The sequence below is a fragment of the Pseudomonas sp. MPDS genome, assembly GCF_013283895.1.
Classification (GTDB): domain Bacteria; phylum Pseudomonadota; class Gammaproteobacteria; order Pseudomonadales; family Pseudomonadaceae; genus Aquipseudomonas; species Aquipseudomonas rhizophila.
Genome location: NZ_CP054128.1, coordinates 5,006,800 through 5,026,345 on the forward strand (window position 1 = coordinate 5,006,800; position 19,546 = coordinate 5,026,345).

Below are 19,546 nucleotides of genomic sequence, written 5' to 3' on the forward strand. Positions count from 1 at the left end.
AGATCCAAATCATGGCTTTCAACATGCGCAACCGCAGCCTGCTGAGCTTGATGCACCACACCAACCGCGAACTGCACTATCTGCTGGACCTGTCCCGCGACCTCAAGCGTGCCAAGTACACCGGCACCGAGCAGCCACACCTCAAGGGCAAGAACATCGCGCTGATCTTCGAGAAAACCTCGACCCGCACCCGCTGCGCCTTCGAAGTCGCGGCCCATGACCAGGGTGCCCACGTCACCTACATCGACCCGGTGTCGTCGCAGATCGGCCACAAGGAAAGCATGAAAGACACCGCCCGGGTGCTGGGACGGATGTTCGACGCCATCGAGTATCGCGGCTTCGAGCAGGAGATCGTCGAGGAGCTGGCCAAATTCGCCGGCGTGCCGGTGTTCAACGGCCTGACCGCTGAATTCCACCCCACTCAAATGATCGCCGACACCCTGACCATGCGCGAGCACAGCGACAAGCCGCTGCACGACATCAGCTACGCCTACTTGGGCGATGCCCGCTATAACATGGGCAATTCGCTGCTGATGATCGGCGCCAAACTGGGCATGGACGTACGCATCGGTGCGCCAAAGGCCCTGTGGCCGCACCAGGATTTCATCGACCAGTGCCAGGCCTTCGCCGCCGAAAGCGGCGCACGCATCACCATCACCGAGGACCCGAAGGAAGCCGTCAAGGGTGTGGACTTCATCCACACTGACATCTGGGTCTCCATGGGCGAGCCGGTGGAAGCCTGGGACGAGCGCATCGAGCAACTGCTGCCCTACCAGGTCAACGCGCAAATGATGAAGGCCTCGGGCAACCCGCGGGTGAAATTCATGCACTGCCTGCCGGCGTTCCATAACAGCGAAACCAAGGTCGGCAAGGACATCGCCGCGCGCTATCCGAACCTGGCCAACGGCGTGGAAGTGACCGAGGAGGTGTTCGAATCCCCGGCCAACATCGCCTTCGAGCAAGCGGAAAACCGCATGCATACCATCAAGGCGATCCTGGTGTCGGCGCTGGCGGATATCTAGAACCTCAGGCAACTCGCGCGTTCTGGAGCAGAACTGTGGGAGCAAGGCTTGCCCGCGATACAGACACCTGGGTGTAGCTGATGGACCAGGCGATGCCATCGCGGGCAAGCCATGCTCCCACAGGCCAGCTCCCACAAGGGGGCCGAGTCGTCCATTATTTCTCTGTCAGAGGACAGCATTATGCGCATCGTCGTAGCCCTGGGCGGCAACGCCCTTCTGCGTCGGGGTGAACCCATGACCGCCGACAACCAACGCAGCAACATCCGCACGGCGACCGAACAGATCGCCAAAATCCACCCCGGCAACGAGCTGGTCATCGCCCACGGCAATGGCCCCCAGGTCGGCCTGTTGTCGCTGCAGGCCGCGGCCTACACCTCGGTCTCGCCGTATCCGCTGGACGTGCTCGGCGCCGAGACCGAGGGCATGATCGGTTACATCATCGAACAGGAACTGGGCAACCTGCTGGACTTCGAAGTGCCGTTCGCCACGTTGTTGACCCAGGTCGAAGTGGACGCCAACGACCCAGGCTTCCAGAACCCCACCAAGCCCATTGGCCCGGTCTACACAAAGGCTGAGGCGGAAAAACTCGCGGCTGAAAAAGGCTGGTCCATCGCCCCGGATGGTGACAAGTTCCGCCGCGTGGTCGCCAGCCCTCGCCCCAAGCGCATCTTCGAAATCCGCCCGATCAAGTGGCTGCTGGAAAAAGGCAGCATCGTGATCTGCGCTGGCGGGGGTGGTATCCCGACGATGTACGACGCCGACGGCAAGCTACGGGGCGTGGAAGCGGTGATCGACAAAGACTTGTGCTCGGCGCTGCTGGCTGAACAACTGGAAAGCGATCTGTTGGTGATTGCCACCGATGTCAACGCCGCGTTCGTCGATTTCGGCAAGCCGACCCAGAAAGCCATTGCCCAGGCCCACCCCGATGAAATGGACAAGCTGGGGTTCGCCGCCGGTTCCATGGGGCCGAAAGTCCAGGCCGCCTGCGAATTTGCCCGCAACACTGGCAAGGTCGCGGTGATCGGCTCACTCTCGGACATCGAAGCGATCGTCCAAGGCACCGCCGGCACCCGCATCAGCACGGCCCAACTTGGCATCGCTTATCGATAACAGGAAACTTGCGGGGCAGATTCACGGTCTGCCCTACACCCACGCCTTCGAAGGAGAGTCGTTTATGGCCATGTTCGAACCCGGTCACCTGCACATGGAACGCCATGCACTGAACAAGGATGATTTCAGCTATAACCTGTGCATCGACTATAAGGTCGACCAGAACAAAAAAGAGGGCACGGGCATGTCGTTCCGGGTGCATGGCACCGTTGAAGACAAGCCTGTGGACGAAGAATTTTTCCTGGCCAAGGACCAAGCCTTCGACTTCGCCCGCCATGCCACGCGCATCGCCCAGAAATACGGCCTGCCCAAGACCGCCAGCATCGGCTCGATGCACAAGTACTACGACGAGATGTTCGAAGACGTACGCAAGCAACTGGACGTCAAGCCGGGCGACCCGATGAAGCCTGAACACCTGGAGTAACCTGGTTCAAAGCCCCCCAATTCCCGGTGGGAGCGAGCCTGCTCGCGATAGCGGTGCAACAGTCAACATCAATGGGGGCTGACCCACCGCATTCGCGAGCAAGCCCGCTCCCACAAAGGGTTATCAGCGTCCTGAATATCGGTTACATCAAACCACTGACTGGCTGGCAACCCGCTACGGCTGACCTATGCTGAAAGTAGTACCCACGGGTATTCGTTCAGAGGTCATCGCCATGAACATTAAAACAAGAAGACGCCTCGCCATTTTTATCACCTGCACCGCCACGCTTGCGCTGTATGGCACGGCGGCCTATCGGGTCGAACAGACCAGGCAGTTGCCGCGTGAATACGCCAGTTGCAACTTCGAACGCTGCATTCCTCACACCGCGACCCTGAACGCCTTGCGCTGAGGCGTGTTCAGTCGTCCGGTTGATCGGTCTTGAGCCGGTCCCGGAATGCCTTGGGAGAGATGCCAACCCGCCGGCGAAACAACCGGGTGAAATTGGTCGGGTCGGAAAAGCCGAGCATTTCAGAGATCTCGTAGATGGTCATGCCGGTGTAGGTCAGCAGTCGTTTGGCCTCCAGCAGTTGGCGCTCATGCATGATCTGCAGGGCCGGCTGCCCCGCCAGTTCCCGACAGGTGCCGTTGAGGTGCGACACGGAGATGCCCAGACGATGGGCCAGGTCTTCGACCTTGACATGCTGGCGATAGGTTTCTTCCACCAACTGAATGAACCCGTTGAGGTACTCCCGCGCGCGTTGTGGGCGCTGGGCCTGCGTACGCCGCTGCATCACCTGACGACTGACCCAGACCATGATCACGCTGACCAAGGCATGCATCAGCATTTCCCGGGCCGGCTGATGCCCACCGTATTCAGCCTGCAGGGCGCTGAACAGGCTATTGAGGTACTCGGCATCTTCCAGGGCCGGGTAGCTTTCGGCCTGGGCCAGCACGTTGACCGAATGACCCAGCTGCGCTTGCAGGTACGTCACCAGCGGTGCGGCCAGGGTCACCACGTAACCCTGCACATCCTCGGAAAAACGGAAGCCATGCACCGACAACGGCGGCAGGATCTGCACCGCCGGCTCGTCGAGCTGTGTGCGCTGGCCTTCGATTTCCAGCTCCGCCTGGCCCTTGAAGACAAACAACAACTGACAGAGATCGGCGTGCCGATGGGGTTTGATCTCCCATTGGTGCTCTCGGCTGCGCTTGGAAATGGTTTCACAGTGCAGCAGGTCCGGGGTCGGCCAATCCTGGCTCTCGCCGTAGAGCTTGAATACCGGGATTGAAGGCAGGTCTGTTTTTTTCATCACGAGGATCGGCCTGGGTTGCGGGCGATAATCGCACCGATTGGTAGAAAGTACAGGTATCGGCTCAGTTTTCCCCTTCAATTGACAGGTCCGCAAGCGAAAAATGCAAGCACCCCAATCAACACCGACCCTGGTCAGGTGCTTCGAGCGAGTCATAACAACAATGAAAACCCTCAAGACCCAAGTTGCCATTATCGGTGCCGGCCCTTCTGGGCTGCTGCTCGGCCAGTTGTTGCACAACGCTGGAATTGACACGGTGATCCTCGAACGCCAGACCCCGGACTATGTGCTGAGCCGCATCCGCGCCGGTGTGCTGGAGCAAGGCATGGCCCAATTGCTGCGCCAGGCCGGCGTCGGTCAGCGCATGGACGCCGAGGGACTGCCCCATGACGGCTTTGAGCTGGCGCTCAACGGTCGTCGGGTGCACATCGATCTGAAGGGGCTGACTGGCGGTAAAAACGTCATGATCTACGGCCAGACCGAAGTCACCCGCGACCTGATGGCCGCCCGAGAAGCCGCCGGCGCCCGCACGCTTTATCAGGTCGGCGATGCCCAGCCCCACGACATGCAGACCGACAACCCCTTCGTGACCTTCGAGCACCAAGGGCAAACCTGGCGCCTGGACTGCGACTACATTGCCGGTTGTGACGGTTTCCATGGTGTGGCGCGCCAGTCGATCCCCGCGGAAAAACTCAAGGTCTTCGAGCGGGTCTACCCGTTTGGCTGGCTCGGCATCCTGGCCGACACCCCACCGGTTCACGAGGAGTTGGTCTACGCCCGTCACGAACGTGGTTTTGCCCTGTGCAGCATGCGTTCCAAGACTCGCACCCGTTATTACCTGCAAGTGCCCGCCGAGGAGCAAGTGGCCGATTGGCCGGACGAGCGCTTCTGGTCTGAACTGAAAAACCGCCTGCCAGCCGACCTGGCCCAAGCACTGGTGACAGGTCCCTCCATCGAGAAAAGCATCGCGCCGCTGCGCAGCTTCGTGGTCGAGCCAATGCAGTATGGACGGATGTTCCTGGTGGGGGACGCGGCCCACATCGTTCCGCCCACCGGCGCCAAGGGGCTGAACCTGGCGGCCAGCGACGTCAGCACGCTGTTCAACATTCTGCTCAAGGTCTATCGCGACGGCCGTACGGACTTGCTGGAAAAATATTCCGCCATTTGCCTGCGGCGGGTGTGGAAAGCCGAGCGTTTCTCCTGGTGGATGACGTCCATGCTGCACCGCTTCGACGACGACGCCTTCAACCAGCGCATCAGCGAAGCGGAGCTGGAATATTTCGTCGACTCCGAGGCGGGTCGAAAAACCATCGCGGAAAACTACGTCGGACTTCCTTACGAGGCTATCGAATAGCCGGCTAACGACTTAAACTGCGGGCAGTCCTATTCGCCCCCCAGGCGTGATGCCCGCAGGTTCTGCCTTGACTCAACTCCATACCTCCCAAGCCCCACAGCCTGCCATCCGTAGTGTGCTGGTGGCCCTGATGCTGGCGATTTTTCTCTGCGCACTGGATCAAACCATCGTTGCCGTCTCGATGCCGGCCATTTCCGCCCAATTGGGTGATGTCGGCCTGCTGGCCTGGGTGATTTCCGGCTACATGGTCGCCATGACCGTGGCGGTGCCGATCTACGGCAAGCTCGGTGACCTCTACGGTCGGCGGCCGTTGATGCTGTTCGGCATGGGGCTGTTCACCCTGGCCTCACTGTTCTGTGGGCTGGCGCAAAACATGGAACAACTGGTGCTGGCGCGCATTTTCCAGGGCATCGGCGCCGGCGGGATGATCTCGGTGAGCCAGGCGATCATCGGCGACATCGTGCCGCCCCGCGAACGTGGCCGTTATCAGGGCTATTTCAGCAGCATGTATGCGCTGGCCAGTGTGGCGGGGCCGGTATTGGGCGGCTACATGACCGAGTACCTGTCGTGGCGCTGGGTGTTCCTGATCAACCTGCCCTTGGGCCTGGGAGCCTGGCTGATTGCCCGGCGCACCCTCGTCGGGTTGCCGGTGCCGCACCGTAAGCCGATCATCGATTACCTGGGCACCGTATTGTTGATCATCGGCCTGACCGCGCTGCTGCTGGGCATCACCGAGGTTGGCCAGGGCCACGCCTGGCACAGCAGAGAGGTACTGGGGCTGCTGGGTTGCGCCGTGTTAGCGCTGGGATTATTCATCTGGCAGGAGCGCCGGGCCCGGGAACCGTTGTTACCGATGCACCTGTTCGTCAACCGCAACGCCGTGTTGTGCTGGTGCACGGTGTTTTTCACCAGTTTCCAGGCGATTTCCCTGACCGTGCTGGTGCCGTTGCGCTATCAGAGCGTGACCGGGGCTGGCGCCGACAGCGCAGCGTTGCACTTGTTGCCGCTGGCGATGGGGTTGCCCATAGGTGCTTATTTCGCCGGACGCCGTACCTCGATCACTGGCCACTACCAACCGATGATCCTCAGCGGCGCCCTGCTCTTCCCGTTTGCCATCCTCGGCATGGCCTTCACCCCGCCCGACGCGTTCTGGCTCAGCAGCCTGTTCATGCTGCTCAGCGGCATCGCTTCCGGCATGCAGTTCCCGACTTCGCTGGTGGGGTCGCAAAACTCGGTGCAACAGCAGGACATCGGAGTCGCCACCAGCACCACCAACCTGTTCCGCTCCCTCGGCGGCGCCGTGGGCGTGGCGCTGATGTCGGCGTTGCTGCTGGCTTTGCTGCAGGACTCAAGCGTTGCCCAACTCGCCGGTTCGTCGCCGTTGGGTGAAGGGCATTCCGGCAATGTTTTGCTGGATGGCTTGAACGCTGCCCCCGGCGAAGCACAACACGCCTTGCGTCAGCAATTGCAGACGACGTTCCGGCATTTGTTGCTGATCAGCGCCGCGGTGTCGTTGTTGGGGCTGGCGGCGGCAGTGGCGATGCCCAATCGCGTGTTGCGTGGGCGGGATGACAAGGCGCGCTAGTCAGAATGCACAAATAACCTGTGGTGGGAGATCTGTGGGAGCAAAGCTTGCTCGCGAAACAGGCGCCTCGGTTTTCTGAACGACCGCATCGCCTTCATCGCGGGCAAGCCTTGCTCCCACACAAGCCTTGCTCCCGCAGATGCTATCAAGCCGGCGCCACTACTCCCTCCAGCGGCGCCACCGCGCTCATCCCATCCTTCATCCGCTTGGCATCGCGCACGAAACAGCGCGACGCCAGGAACAGGAACACCATGGTCAGGAACAGCGCCACCGGAATCAGGAACATCGCGTCATGCAAGCCAATGGCCTTGAACGCCTCGGTCATCTGCGAGGCGCCGGTCGCGGCCATGGCCGCATGGGCAAAGTAGTCAGACAAGCCACCCACCACCACCGGCCCCATGCCTCCGCCCAACAGATACAACCCGGCAAAGAACAACGCCATCGCCGTGGCCCGCAGACGCGGTTCGACTACGTCCTGGATCGCCGTGTATACGCACGTATAAAAGGTATAGGCAAACAGCCAGCCGACACTGAACACCGCAACGAACACACCAATTTCAATCCGTCCGGCATACAACGCCCAAGCGGTGGTGGCCGTGGAGATCACCAGGCTGAACGCGGCGAATAGCAGGCGTCCGTTGGGCACCCGTTGATGAATCTTGTCGGCAATCCAGCCGCCCAGAGTCAACCCGAACAGCCCGGTCACGCCCACCATGATCCCGGTGGCAACCGCCGCGTCGTGCAGCGGCATCAGGAAATAGCGCTGTAACATGGGTACCAGGAACGAGTTGCAGGCATAGGTGGCGAAGTTGAAACACAGCCCCGCCAACACCAGCCACAGAAAAGTAGGAATCGCCAGCACCCGACGGATCGGCTTGTCGATTTTTTCCTGGGAGATCTGCACCGCTTCCGCCGCGCCGCGCTTGGGCTCCTTGATGAAAAACATAAACACCGCCAGCACCAGCCCCGGCACCGCCGCGATAAAGAACGGCGCGCGCCAGCTGTCGAAGGCCTTGACCATCGCCCCGATGGTGAAGAACGCCAGCAGCAGACCGATCGGCAGGCCGAGCATGAAGATGCCCATGGCCCGCGCCCGACGGTGGGCCGGAAACAGGTCGCCGATCAGCGAGTTGGCCGCTGGCGCGTAACTGGCTTCGCCGATCCCTACGCCCATGCGTACCACCAGAAACGCCCAGAAACTGCCCACCAAGCCATTGACCGCCGTCAGCCCGCTCCAGGTCGCCAGGCCCCAACCCATCAATTTGCTGCGCGAACCGGTATCGGCCATGCGCCCCAGCGGCAGCCCGGCGATGGCGTAAACGATGGTGAAGGCGGTGCCGATGATGCCGATCTGGAAGTCGCTGAGGCTCCACTCCATACGGATCGGCTCGATGATGATCGCCGGGATGGTGCGGTCAAAGAAGTTGAACAGGTTGGCCAGGAACAGCAGGAACAGAATGCGCCAGGCATTCGCCGCTTGGGTCGAGTTCTGCATGGGTCCGTCTCTTTATTGTTATGGGGCACGGCGAGGCATCCGAACCCGGAGTCTGCAATCTAGACAGCGGCGCGCAGGCTGTCTCCAATCATTCGCATGACTGATACCCGGCCATGGCGGGCGGCGTGTTTAGTGACTATGGTCAATTCCCTGAAGCAATTGACATCATTTTGCCTTATTTCGACTAAAGATCGCCTTCCGATGGCCGATTCAACCTATCAGGAAAGATTTTCCCGAGCGCTGCTCAGGCTGCCCCCCCTGAACGCTTGGGCCGACCTTCGCGCCGTCAAGGACGCGAGCTCCCATCCGCGATGGTTTGATGACAGTGGTCATCGAACCGACCAGTTCAGGCATATGGCGCACAATGACCTCTAAAAAAACAGCCACTGCAGTATCCGATCTTACGTTGAGCCCGGCCGCCAACGGTCCTGAAACCCCGAAGCCGCCGAGGCGCTCACGTTCCCTGTCGACTCAGCAGTATCTGTATTTCACCGAAACCAACACCGACCGCATCCTCGACAACCTCGACGGCCTACGTGACAGCGTGTTCCCGCGCCCGCCGCACCTGGTGGACGACGAAAGCGAACGCGATCAGCAGGAGTTCCCGTCCGTATGCCTGATCGGCCTGGGTCGCTGTGGCTCCAACATCGCCCTGGACGTAGCCGAGCTGGTGTACAACGCCCGCAAGTTCTACCTCAACGAATTCAATGCCGAAGACAAGGGCTACAGCGACAAGGGTTACAGCCCGGCGCAGTGGATCCGCAACAATTTGCGCCTGGGCACCAGCAAGGTGAGCAAGCCGGTGTTTTTGGTCGAGCCGTTGGTGATGCTCGGCGACCTGGACAAGGACATCGCCGGACGCATCCGTTTTTCGCGCAAAGGCGAAAAAAGCGGCTTTTTGCGCGACTACAGCAAAATGAAAATCATGGACCTGTCGGAAGTCCATGCCGGGGGCGCCGGTAACGCGCCGATCCTGGGCCAGTACCTGGCCAAGATCATCCTGAACAAGGACACCCAGCGTTTCTCCAGCCCCGACTGGAAGATGATCCACTCGTACCTGATCGACAGCTGCGGCATCAAGGCCAACCAGTCGCGCCTGTACTTCTCGATCTTCAGTGCCGGTGGCGGTACCGGTTCGGGCATGGCCTCGGAGTTCGGCCTGGCTCAGCAGTACTCGTACATGAACAAGACGTTCGACACCAAGCCGATGGACGAACACGACAGCAAGAGCGGTCATTCCTTCGTCTTCGAGCCGATCTTCACCAGCGGCATTTGCGTACTGCCGAATATTTCCGATCACCGCAGCGAAATGTCCGAGGCGCTGCACATCAACGCCGGACGCCTGCTGTGCAAGTACCTGTCGGAAGAATGGGATTTCTCGTACAACTTCGCCAACGAAGACAGCAGCGAAGCCAGCGTGATGGGCCGCATCCGCCCCTGGAACGCGATGATGCTGATCTCCAACGACATCATGCGCTACGCCGAAGAGAGCGATGACGGCAACATCCAGAACATCGATGTCAATGCCATGGAGAAGCACGCCAACCAGTACATCTCCCAGCAGATCTTCAACATCCTGACCGCCCAGGCGGTGACCACCGACTACGACCAGAACTACTTCCGTCGTGCGGGCATCGACATTGGCGAAACCATTCGCCTGGACGCCAACGACCTGTTCATGAGCCTGGCCGGCCCGGTGGCGATTGCCTACGCCGAGTCCGTCGTTCCGGAAACCCCAGCGCCCAGCGGCGACAAGTTCAAGGTGTTCGAGAAGGAGCCGCCGCGCCTGAACATCGACGACCTGTTCTTCCGCTCCATCGACCTGCCGCACTTCAACAAAGTCACCCAGGCCATCGAAGGCATCAGCCTGTTGCCGATCGAATCCAAGCGCTACCGCGCCTCGCTGGAGCAGTACAAGAATTCCGGCTACGACGCCGCGGCCCTGCATGACCTGCACTTCTTCAAGAACTGCTCGTCGGTGGTGTCGATCGTCTCGTTGCCCAAGGACTACAAGCTGTCCTACATGGACCTGAACCGGCTCAAGACCCACCTCAACAGCCTGTTCCCCAACACCACCCTCAAGCGTTACGCGCTGGTGATCGGTGCCTCGGCCAACCTGTCGCTGACCACCCTGATCGCCAAGAGCCCCTGCCTGTCGGATGACTTCCTGACCCTGATCGTGGCGTTCATCAAGCGCTGTTTTGCCCGCACCCCGTATCGCTTCGATGACACCCTGGACAACTCGATCCTGGACTTCATCATCAACGAAGACTTCGACGAAGAGCGCATCGACGATCTGCTCAACGAGTTCGAAAACCCGGCGAAGATCCTCGACACCAACTGGTACGCGATCAAGCCGATGTACGAGAAGAAATACCGCGAGCTGATCAGCGACAAAGACAAGTTTGTCTCGATCAACGACATCCGCCTGTCCCGCGACTGCGTGAAAAAGGCGATCAAGTATTTGCGTGAGATCTACCGTCACCGCATCGGCAAGACCAAGGTTATTTCCCTGAATAACCATACGGGCAAGACTTATTGAGGCAGGCGCAGGACCGCGTCGCGCCAATCGCGAGCAGGCTCGCTCCCACATTAATCGCGTTCTTTCTGAGAACCGCGGCTCACTGTGGGAGCGAGCCTGCTCGCGATTGGCGGCCTTGACCAAAACACAAAATCAACATTCAGAAACAATTAAGCAGCCCAACGGCTGCCCAATAAACTGTTCCCGTTACGTATACGTCACCCTCCGCTGTGGCGTTTCACCACGGCAGGATGCCATCACGCTACTCACCTACACACTTTTACTCCGCAGAAAATACGAACCAACTTGGTGCAGACATCAAACCGATGCCCTTTCCTGGACCATAATCCACGGTGAAACCACCACCGCCCATAGCTGCGGATCGCGTTCGAAAAAGTCCAGCGCCCGCGTTTCAGACAGCTTGGCCACCTGGTCGGCAGCCAGCCAGGCGGCGACTTTGGTACCTTCGTCCTGGGCAACGGCCTCGGCCGCGGCGATCAGATCCAGGGCCGGGTCGACCCACAATAGGGCACCCTTGGCAAAGAACGGCTCCAGCTCCTTCCAGGTGATGGATGCGGTTTCACCAAGCAGTTTGGCATAGAGGGTGCTAGGTTCTTGATTCATGGGAGCTGTCCGGAAAAGAAATCGGCGCGAATGATAACGTCGGTGGTCTGGCAGAAAAACCCGGTAGCAATTGGAGTACCGATTGGAAAGCGCAGGAAAGCCAGGGATTGCCGATTTGTCCGGACGAACCCCGCCGCCATTCTGTCTTTTTCTTTCAATTAAGCGACACCCTCAGGTTTTGCCCCCAAGCGCCAGCTTCCCTTGCCAACAATCGGCGCTCTACACTGTACCGGTACAGTTGCCGGGGGCATTTTCCGCGAGGATATCCAAGATATCTGACCCGGTTCTGCTGCTTCGGCGCCAGGACTATAAAAACTACAACAGCATGAGTGGAGCACTATGACTAAGGCTACTAAGCAGATTTCCAAACTGTTTGCCGCTATGGTTCTGGCCGGGGTTGCCAGCCATTCGTTCGCCGCCGACACCATCAAGATCGGCATCGCCGGCCCAAAGACCGGCCCCGTAGCCCAGTACGGCGACATGCAATTCAGTGGCTCCAAAATGGCCATCGAGCAGATCAACGCCAAGGGCGGCGTCAACGGCAAGCAACTGGTTGCCGTTGAATACGATGACGCCTGTGATCCAAAACAAGCGGTCGCGGTGGCGAACAAAGTCGTCAACGACGGCGTCAAGTTCGTGGTCGGCCACCTGTGCTCCAGCTCCACCCAACCGGCTTCGGACATCTATGAAGACGAAGGCGTGATCATGATCACGCCAGCCGCCACCAGCCCGGACATCACCGCTCGCGGCTACAAGATGATCTTCCGCACCATCGGCCTGGACAGCGCCCAGGGCCCTGCCGCGGGCAACTACATTGCCGACCACGTCAAGCCGAAAGTCGTTGCCGTCCTGCACGACAAGCAGCAATACGGCGAAGGTATCGCCAGTGCCGTGAAAACGACCCTTGAGAAGAAAGGCGTGAAAGTCGCCGTGTTCGAAGGCGTGAACGCCGGCGACAAAGACTTCTCCTCGATGATCGCCAAGCTCAAGCAAGCCAACGTCGACTTCGTCTACTACGGCGGCTACCACCCGGAGCTGGGCCTGATCCTGCGTCAATCCCAGGAAAAAGGCCTGAACGCCAAGTTCATGGGTCCGGAAGGCGTGGGTAACGACTCGATCTCGCAGATCGCCAAGGAAGCTTCCGAAGGTTTGCTGGTGACCCTGCCGAAATCCTTCGACCAGGATCCGGCCAACATCGCCCTGGCTGACGCGTTCAAAGCCAAGAAGGAAGACCCGAGCGGTCCGTTCGTGTTCCCGTCCTACTCGGCCGTTCAAGTGATTGCCCAGGCCATCACCGAAACCAAGAGCGAAGACCCGGAAAAAGTGGCTGAAGCCATCCACGCCGGTACTTTCAAGACTCCGACCGGTGACCTGAGCTTCGACGACAAGGGCGACCTGAAGGACTTCAAGTTTGTGGTTTACCAGTGGCATTTCGGCAAACCTAAAACCGAAGCTTCGCCTCAGTAAGGCCTGGCCTGACTGACTGCCAATAAAGCCCACGGCGTGCCGTGGGCTTTGTTTTAAATGTATTGGGCCGCGCTGGCGTGATCCGCCAGTCTCCCCACCTGAAAATCTCAAAACCGTCATCAGCGGTTCGCTGGCAAACCTCGTGCTCGAAGTGGATGCAGATCCACGGGGCCGGGCGGGAAAATGACTCCACCAGTGAAATGCGTATCAGGTTTTTAGGAGCGCTGTAATGCCTGACATCTATCACTTCTTCCAACAGCTGGTTAACGGCCTGACCGTTGGCAGCACGTATGCCCTGATCGCCATCGGCTATACGATGGTTTACGGCATCATTGGAATGATCAACTTCGCCCACGGCGAGGTGTACATGATCGGCTCCTACGTGGCGTTCATCGCCATCGCCGGGCTGGCCATGATGGGACTCGACAGTGTCCCGCTGTTAATGACCGCGGCGTTCATCGCGAGCATCGTGGTGACCAGTTCCTATGGCTACAGCATCGAACGGATCGCCTACCGCCCCTTGCGCGGCAGCAACCGTCTGATCCCGCTGATTTCGGCCATCGGCATGTCGATCTTCCTGCAGAACACCGTTCTGCTGTCGCAAGACTCCAAGGACAAATCCATTCCCAACCTGATTCCGGGTAACTTTACCTTCGGGCCAGGGGGGGCACAGGAAGTGCTGATTTCCTACATGCAAATCGTGGTGTTCGTGGTGACCCTGGTCGCCATGCTCGGCCTGACGCTGTTCATCTCCCGTTCCCGCCTGGGCCGCGCCTGCCGCGCCTGCGCCGAGGACATCAAGATGGCCAACCTGCTGGGCATCAACACCAACAACATCATTGCCCTGACCTTCGTCATCGGCGCTGCCCTGGCGGCCATCGCCGCCGTGCTGTTGAGCATGCAATACGGTGTGATCAACCCCAACGCCGGTTTCCTCGTGGGCCTGAAGGCCTTCACCGCCGCGGTACTGGGCGGCATCGGCAGCATCCCCGGAGCCATGCTCGGCGGGCTGGTGCTGGGCGTGGCGGAAGCCTTTGGTGCCGACATCTTCGGCGATCAATACAAGGACGTCGTAGCGTTCGGCTTGTTGGTTCTGGTGCTGCTGTTCCGGCCGACCGGCATCCTGGGCCGTCCGGAGGTTGAGAAGGTATGACTAAACATCTTAAATCGGCGCTCTTCAGCGCGCTGTTGGTCTGGGCGGTCGCGTACCCGGTACTCGGCCTGAAACTGACCATCGTGGGCATCGATCTTGAAGTGCACGGCACCAGCCCCGCCATCCTGGCGACCATCGCCGTGTGTTCGGTGCTGATGTTCCTGCGGGTGCTGTTCAGCACGCAGATCAGCGCCGCCTGGAAGGCCTCGCCCGGCCTGCCGATAGTCCCGGCCAAGGCCAGCAACTTCCTGACCCTGCCGACTACCCAGCGCTGGATCATCCTGGCCCTGATCGTCATCGCGTTGGTCTGGCCGTTTTTCGGCTCTCGCGGTGCGGTGGACATCGCCACCCTGATCCTGATCTACGTGATGCTGGGCCTGGGCCTGAACATCGTGGTAGGGCTGGCCGGTCTGCTGGACCTGGGTTACGTCGGCTTCTATGCCGTCGGCGCCTACAGCTACGCGCTGCTGTCCCACTACTTCGGCTTGAGCTTCTGGATCTGCCTGCCAATTGCCGGGATGATGGCCGCCACCTTCGGTTTCCTGCTGGGTTTCCCGGTGCTGCGCTTGCGCGGTGACTACCTGGCAATCGTGACCCTGGGTTTCGGCGAGATCATCCGTCTGTTCCTGCGCAACCTGACCGACATCACCGGTGGCCCGAACGGCATCAGCAATATCGAGAAACCGACGTTCTTCGGCCTGACCTTCGAACGCAAAGCCGCCGAAGGCCTGCAGACCTTCCACGAGTACTTCGGACTGCCCTACAACTCGATCAACAAGGTGATTTTCCTCTACCTGGTTGCGCTGTTGCTGGCCCTGGCTGCGCTGTTCGTCATCAACCGCCTGCTTCGCATGCCTATCGGCCGTGCGTGGGAAGCGCTGCGTGAAGACGAGATCGCCTGCCGTGCCCTGGGTCTGAACCCGACCGTGATCAAGCTTTCAGCTTTCACCCTCGGTGCCGCCTTCGCCGGTTTCGCCGGTAGCTTCTTTGCTGCCCGTCAGGGTCTGGTGACGCCGGAATCCTTCACCTTCATCGAGTCGGCGATCATCCTCGCCATCGTGGTGCTGGGCGGGATGGGCTCGCAGCTGGGTGTGATCCTGGCGGCAATCGTGATGATCCTGTTGCCTGAAATGATGCGTGAATTCAGCGAATACCGCATGTTGATGTTCGGCGCCTTGATGGTGCTGATGATGATCTGGCGTCCTCAAGGTCTGCTGCCTATGCAACGCCCGCACATGGAGCTGCGCAAATGAGCCGCGAGATCCTGAAAGTCGAAAACTTGAGCATGCGCTTCGGCGGCTTGCTGGCGGTCAATGGCGTGGCCCTGACCGTGAAAGAGAAACAGGTCGTTGCATTGATCGGGCCGAACGGCGCGGGCAAGACCACCGTGTTCAACTGCCTGACCGGCTTCTATCAGCCTACCGGCGGCACGATCCTGCTGGACGGCGAGCCGATCCAGGGCCTGCCTGGTCACCACATCGCCCGCAAGGGTGTGGTGCGCACCTTCCAGAACGTGCGGCTGTTCAAGGACATGACGGCGGTCGAGAACCTGTTGATCGCCCAGCATCGTCACCTGAACACCAACTTCTTTGCCGGCCTGTTCAAGACCCCGGCGTTCCGCAAGAGCGAACGCGAGGCCATGGAGTTCGCCGAGTACTGGCTGGAGAAGGTCAATCTCAAGGAGTTCGCCAACCGTACCGCCGGCACCCTGGCCTACGGCCAGCAACGGCGCCTGGAAATCGCCCGCTGCATGATGACCCGCCCGCGGATCCTCATGCTCGACGAACCGGCCGCCGGCCTGAACCCGAAGGAAACCGAAGACCTCAAAGCGCTGATCGGCGTGCTGCGCGAGGAGCACGATGTCACCGTGCTGCTGATCGAGCACGACATGAAGCTGGTCATGAGCATTTCCGACCATATCGTCGTGATCAACCAGGGCACGCCGCTGGCCGACGGTTCGCCGGAACAGATCCGCGACAATCCTGAAGTGATCAAAGCCTACCTGGGGGAAGCGTAAATGCTGCAGTTCGAAAACGTTTCCACCTTCTATGGCAAGATCCAGGCCCTGCACAGCGTCAACGTCGAAGTCCGCCAGGGCGAAATCGTGACGCTGATCGGTGCCAACGGTGCCGGCAAATCCACCCTGCTGATGACGCTCTGCGGTTCGCCCCAGGCCCACAGTGGCAGCATCCGCTACATGGGTGAGGAACTGGTGGGCCAGGACTCTTCGCAGATCATGCGCAAGAGCATCGCCGTGGTGCCGGAGGGCCGTCGGGTATTTGCCCGACTGACCGTGGAAGAAAACCTCGCCATGGGCGGTTTTTTCACCGAAAAGGGTGATTTTCAGGAGCAGATGGACAAGGTGCTGCACCTTTTCCCCCGCCTGAAAGAACGCTTTAGCCAGCGCGGCGGCACCATGTCCGGCGGCGAACAGCAAATGCTCGCCATCGGCCGTGCGCTGATGAGCAAGCCCAAGTTGTTGCTGCTCGACGAACCGTCCCTGGGCCTGGCGCCGATCATCATCCAGCAGATCTTCGACATCATCGAACAACTGCGCAAGGATGGCGTGACGGTATTCCTGGTGGAGCAGAACGCCAACCAGGCGCTGAAAATCGCTGACCGGGCGTACGTGCTGGAGAACGGCCGCGTGGTGATGCAAGGCACGGGTGAGGCGCTGCTGACCGACCCGAAAGTACGCGAGGCGTATCTGGGCGGTTGAGTCTGTTGCTGCATGAGAAAACGGCCTTCGGGCCGTTTTTTTTTGCCCAGTTCTCAAGTGAATGCTGTTGTGGCGAGGGGATTTATCCCCTCGCCACAATGGATTTCGAAACAAACAAAAAAAATCGAGAACCTGCTGTAACGCATTCCTCCACCCCCTCTCTAGTTCAACAGACCGGCGCTAACGCCGGTTCATTTCCTGAAACTGGAGAATCATCATGACTGCTTCGACCCGCACCCTGTCCGCCGCCGCCCTGGCCCTGGCACTTGGCTCTGCCTTGAGCATGACAGGCGTCTCGACTGTCCATGCCGCCGACGACACCATGGAAAAATGCTTCGGTGTCGCCCTCAAAGGCAAGAACGACTGCGCCGCCGGCGCTGGCACCACCTGTGCCGGCACCGCGAAAATGGACTATCAGGCCAACGCCTGGAAATCGGTCCCCAAGGGCACCTGCACCACCCTCAAAAGCGAAACCTCGCCCACCGGCTTCGGCCAGCTTGAAGCCTATAAAGCCAAGTCCTGATCGCACCGCCTGAGGCCTGCCGCCATGTCGAACACCGCTTCCCTCGCCTTCGATACCCGGCTACCGCCGCGGGCGGGGCTGGGGCTCAAGACCGAGCATTTTCGTGAAGTGCTCCAGACCCGACCGGATCTGGGTTTCTTCGAAGTGCACGCGGAAAACTACATGGTGGCCGGCGGGCCGTTTCATCACTTCCTGGGGCGGATACGCGAACAGTATCCGCTGTCACTGCACGGCGTCGGCCTGTCGATCGGTGGAGAGGGGCCGCTGGATGTTGCGCATTTGCAGCGCCTGGCCACACTGATCGAACGCTATCAGCCCCAGTCTTTTTCCGAACACCTGGCCTGGTCCAGCCATGGCCCGGTGTTTCTCAACGATCTGCTGCCCCTGGCCTACGATGAAACGACGCTCAGGCGCGTCTGCGAACACGTCGATCAGGTCCAGTCCAGCCTCAAATGCACACTGCTGCTGGAAAACCCGGCCACTTATCTGGCGTTCGAGGACTCGACCCTCGACGAGCCTGACTTCATCAGTGAAGTCATCCGTCGCACCGGCTGCGGACTACTGCTGGATGTGAACAACGTCTACGTTTCATGCATCAACCATTGCCGTGATCCCCAGGCTTACCTCGACGCACTGCCCCTGCAGGCCACCGGCGAAATTCATCTGGCCGGGTTTGCCGAAGACTCCGACAGCCTGGGCGAGCGTTTGCTGATCGATGACCACGGTGCGCCAATCGATAACGAGGTCTGGCGCTTGTATCGCACGGCGCTGGCGCGGACCGGGCCAGTCGCCACGCTGATCGAGCGCGACAACCGCATCCCGGCGTTGGCAGTGCTGTTGGCCGAAGCCGGTCAGGCCGACCAACTATTAAACGCCGCCAGGGTCCAGCCATGAGCCGCTACAGCGAATTCGCCGCCGCCCTGCTCGACCCGCGCAAAGCTTGTCCGCAGGGTTTGACCTGCGCCACCGGCGCCGATCCAGAGAGCCGGTTCGCGGTGTATCGCAACAACGTGCTCAGCTCATTGATCAACGCCCTGGCCGACAACTATCCGGTGGTGGCACAACTGGTGGGCGAGGAGTTCTTCGGCGCGATGGCCGGAATGTACGCCCAGTGCGCCGCACCGCGAAGCCCAGTCATGAGTGACTACGGTGCTGACTTTGCCGGGTTCATCGAACATTTCGAACCCGCCGCCAGCGTGCCGTATCTGGCGGATGTCGCCCGACTGGAGCGCCTGCAGGTGCAAGCCTGGCACGCCGCCGACGCCCGGCCCATGGATGCACAACAGGTCATGCAAGTGCTGTCATCGCCGGCATCCCATGATCATCTGAGGGTCGGTCTTCACCCGTCACTGCACCTGTTGCAATCGCCCTTCGCCGTGGTGGCGATCTGGGCCGCCCATCAGCAAGAGCCCGTCATGCCGGTCGACCCCTTCACGCCGCAATGCGCCCTGGTGCTGCGCAACAATCTGGACGTGGAGGTGTTTGCGATCAGTCCCGGCGCCCATGATTTCCTCAAGGACCTGCTGCAAGGTTGTTTCCTGGGCGCGGCCATTGATGCTGCAACCAGGCGCGACAGCGATCTGGAACTGGAGCACACCCTGGCGCAGCTCATCAGCCATCAAGCCGTCACCCATCTGTTAGCCGAGCAGGTATTGCCATGAACGCCCTGATCACTCGCTCCATTGAATGGCTGGATAAAATCCCTCACAGCCTGATCGCCTTCGTTGGGCGCTTTTGCATCGCGGCGGTGTTCTGGAAATCCGGCCAGACCAAAATCGAAGGCCTGGCCATAGACCTGATCGACGGCACCTTCCAGCTCGGCCTGCCGCGACTGGCCGATTCGACCATTCCCCTGTTCAAAAGCGAATACGCCTTGCCGCTGTTGTCGCCAGAACTGGCAGCGCATCTGGCGGCAGCGGCCGAGCATGTGTTCCCGACCCTGATCCTGTTTGGCCTGGCGACACGCTTCTCGGCCCTGGCCCTGCTGGGCATGACCTTGACCATTCAACTGTTCGTCTACCCCGACGCCTATCCGACCCATGGCACCTGGGCGGCGGTACTGCTTTATCTGATGGCGCGCGGGCCGGGCAAGCTGTCGCTCGACCACCTGATCGCCAGGCACTACGCTCGCTGATCAAGTTCGGGACTCCTCTGGGAGCGAGCCTGCTCGCGATAGCAGTGTCAGCTTCAGCACAATTGTTGCCTGACCCACCGCTATCGCGAGCAGGCTCGCTCCCAC

19 protein-coding genes are annotated in these 19,546 nt (G+C 60.3%); 16 read left to right on the forward strand and 3 right to left on the reverse strand.

The genetic code is table 11. The annotated features are described in order from the left end of the window. Nucleotides 1-11 precede the first annotated feature (11 nt). The 4 genes from HQ912_RS22140 to HQ912_RS22155 all read left to right on the forward strand — a co-directional run bounded on the left by HQ912_RS22140 (nucleotide 12) and on the right by HQ912_RS22155 (nucleotide 2,965). Entirely contained in the window at nucleotides 12-1,022 is a 1,011-nt protein-coding gene (locus HQ912_RS22140; protein WP_047228378.1) for an ornithine carbamoyltransferase, read from the forward strand. Nucleotides 1,023-1,202: 180 nt separating this feature from the next. Further along, nucleotides 1,203-2,132 carry a carbamate kinase gene (gene arcC / locus HQ912_RS22145; protein ID WP_047228379.1) on the forward strand — a complete coding sequence of 310 codons (930 nt, stop codon included), beginning with the start codon at nucleotides 1,203-1,205 and terminating at the stop codon, nucleotides 2,130-2,132. Nucleotides 2,133-2,196: 64 nt separating this feature from the next. Continuing rightward, on the forward strand, nucleotides 2,197-2,556 hold the full coding sequence (locus tag HQ912_RS22150) for a DUF5064 family protein (protein ID WP_047228380.1): 360 nt from the start codon (nucleotides 2,197-2,199) through the stop codon (nucleotides 2,554-2,556). A gap of 232 nt (nucleotides 2,557-2,788) precedes the next feature. Beyond that, nucleotides 2,789-2,965 (forward strand): hypothetical protein, encoded by a 177-nt coding sequence (locus tag HQ912_RS22155; protein WP_172833804.1) that lies wholly within the window; start codon nucleotides 2,789-2,791, stop codon nucleotides 2,963-2,965. A gap of 7 nt (nucleotides 2,966-2,972) precedes the next feature. Here the strand turns inward: HQ912_RS22155 and HQ912_RS22160 are convergent, their stop codons facing one another. Then, nucleotides 2,973-3,866, reverse strand: coding sequence for a helix-turn-helix domain-containing protein (locus HQ912_RS22160; protein ID WP_173407310.1), 894 nt, complete (start codon nucleotides 3,864-3,866; stop codon nucleotides 2,973-2,975). A gap of 163 nt (nucleotides 3,867-4,029) precedes the next feature. Between HQ912_RS22160 and pobA the strand changes: the two genes are divergently transcribed. Further along, the gene (pobA, locus tag HQ912_RS22165) at nucleotides 4,030-5,220 is read left to right on the forward strand and encodes a 4-hydroxybenzoate 3-monooxygenase (protein ID WP_139050987.1); all 1,191 of its coding nucleotides are present in this window, start codon (nucleotides 4,030-4,032) and stop codon (nucleotides 5,218-5,220) included. Nucleotides 5,221-5,269: 49 nt separating this feature from the next. Continuing rightward, the gene (locus HQ912_RS22170; RefSeq protein ID WP_173407311.1) at nucleotides 5,270-6,805 is read left to right on the forward strand and encodes an MDR family MFS transporter; all 1,536 of its coding nucleotides are present in this window, start codon (nucleotides 5,270-5,272) and stop codon (nucleotides 6,803-6,805) included. Between the two features lie 145 nt (nucleotides 6,806-6,950). Here the strand turns inward: HQ912_RS22170 and HQ912_RS22175 are convergent, their stop codons facing one another. Then, entirely contained in the window at nucleotides 6,951-8,300 is a 1,350-nt protein-coding gene (locus HQ912_RS22175) for a spinster family MFS transporter (protein ID WP_047228383.1), read from the reverse strand. 364 nt (nucleotides 8,301-8,664) lie between these two features. On the opposite strand from HQ912_RS22175, the gene HQ912_RS22180 reads away from it, so the two are divergent. Beyond that, entirely contained in the window at nucleotides 8,665-10,842 is a 2,178-nt protein-coding gene (locus tag HQ912_RS22180; protein ID WP_047228435.1) for a hypothetical protein, read from the forward strand. A gap of 297 nt (nucleotides 10,843-11,139) precedes the next feature. Here the strand turns inward: HQ912_RS22180 and HQ912_RS22185 are convergent, their stop codons facing one another. Continuing rightward, nucleotides 11,140-11,445 (reverse strand): DUF2288 domain-containing protein, encoded by a 306-nt coding sequence (locus HQ912_RS22185; protein ID WP_173407312.1) that lies wholly within the window; start codon nucleotides 11,443-11,445, stop codon nucleotides 11,140-11,142. 339 nt (nucleotides 11,446-11,784) lie between these two features. Here HQ912_RS22185 and HQ912_RS22190 point away from each other — a divergent pair, with 339 nt between their 5' ends. From HQ912_RS22190 to HQ912_RS22230, 9 genes are all read left to right on the forward strand, one after another. Then, nucleotides 11,785-12,912 (forward strand): branched-chain amino acid ABC transporter substrate-binding protein, encoded by a 1,128-nt coding sequence (locus HQ912_RS22190; RefSeq protein WP_047228385.1) that lies wholly within the window; start codon nucleotides 11,785-11,787, stop codon nucleotides 12,910-12,912. A gap of 229 nt (nucleotides 12,913-13,141) precedes the next feature. Beyond that, nucleotides 13,142-14,065: a high-affinity branched-chain amino acid ABC transporter permease LivH gene (livH, locus tag HQ912_RS22195; RefSeq protein WP_047228386.1), complete on the forward strand. Its 924-nt coding sequence runs from the start codon at nucleotides 13,142-13,144 to the stop codon at nucleotides 14,063-14,065. Beyond that, nucleotides 14,062-15,318 (forward strand): high-affinity branched-chain amino acid ABC transporter permease LivM, encoded by a 1,257-nt coding sequence (locus tag HQ912_RS22200; protein WP_076386070.1) that lies wholly within the window; start codon nucleotides 14,062-14,064, stop codon nucleotides 15,316-15,318. Before livH ends, HQ912_RS22200 begins: the two co-directional genes overlap by 4 nt. Next, entirely contained in the window at nucleotides 15,315-16,082 is a 768-nt protein-coding gene (gene livG / locus HQ912_RS22205; RefSeq protein ID WP_047228388.1) for a high-affinity branched-chain amino acid ABC transporter ATP-binding protein LivG, read from the forward strand. Before HQ912_RS22200 ends, livG begins: the two co-directional genes overlap by 4 nt. Then, entirely contained in the window at nucleotides 16,083-16,784 is a 702-nt protein-coding gene (locus tag HQ912_RS22210) for an ABC transporter ATP-binding protein (RefSeq protein WP_047228389.1), read from the forward strand. Nucleotides 16,785-17,001: 217 nt separating this feature from the next. After that, nucleotides 17,002-17,307 (forward strand): DUF2282 domain-containing protein, encoded by a 306-nt coding sequence (locus HQ912_RS22215; protein WP_047228390.1) that lies wholly within the window; start codon nucleotides 17,002-17,004, stop codon nucleotides 17,305-17,307. A 24-nt stretch (nucleotides 17,308-17,331) separates the two neighbouring features. Then, complete coding sequence (locus tag HQ912_RS22220) at nucleotides 17,332-18,201, forward strand: DUF692 domain-containing protein (RefSeq protein WP_047228391.1); 870 nt, start codon at nucleotides 17,332-17,334, stop codon at nucleotides 18,199-18,201. Next, nucleotides 18,198-18,968, forward strand: coding sequence for a DUF2063 domain-containing protein (locus HQ912_RS22225; protein ID WP_173407313.1), 771 nt, complete (start codon nucleotides 18,198-18,200; stop codon nucleotides 18,966-18,968). The genes HQ912_RS22220 and HQ912_RS22225 overlap by 4 nt, the downstream gene beginning before the upstream one ends. Beyond that, the gene (locus HQ912_RS22230; RefSeq protein ID WP_047228393.1) at nucleotides 18,965-19,441 is read left to right on the forward strand and encodes a DoxX family protein; all 477 of its coding nucleotides are present in this window, start codon (nucleotides 18,965-18,967) and stop codon (nucleotides 19,439-19,441) included. The genes HQ912_RS22225 and HQ912_RS22230 overlap by 4 nt, the downstream gene beginning before the upstream one ends. Nucleotides 19,442-19,546: the final 105 nt, after the last annotated feature.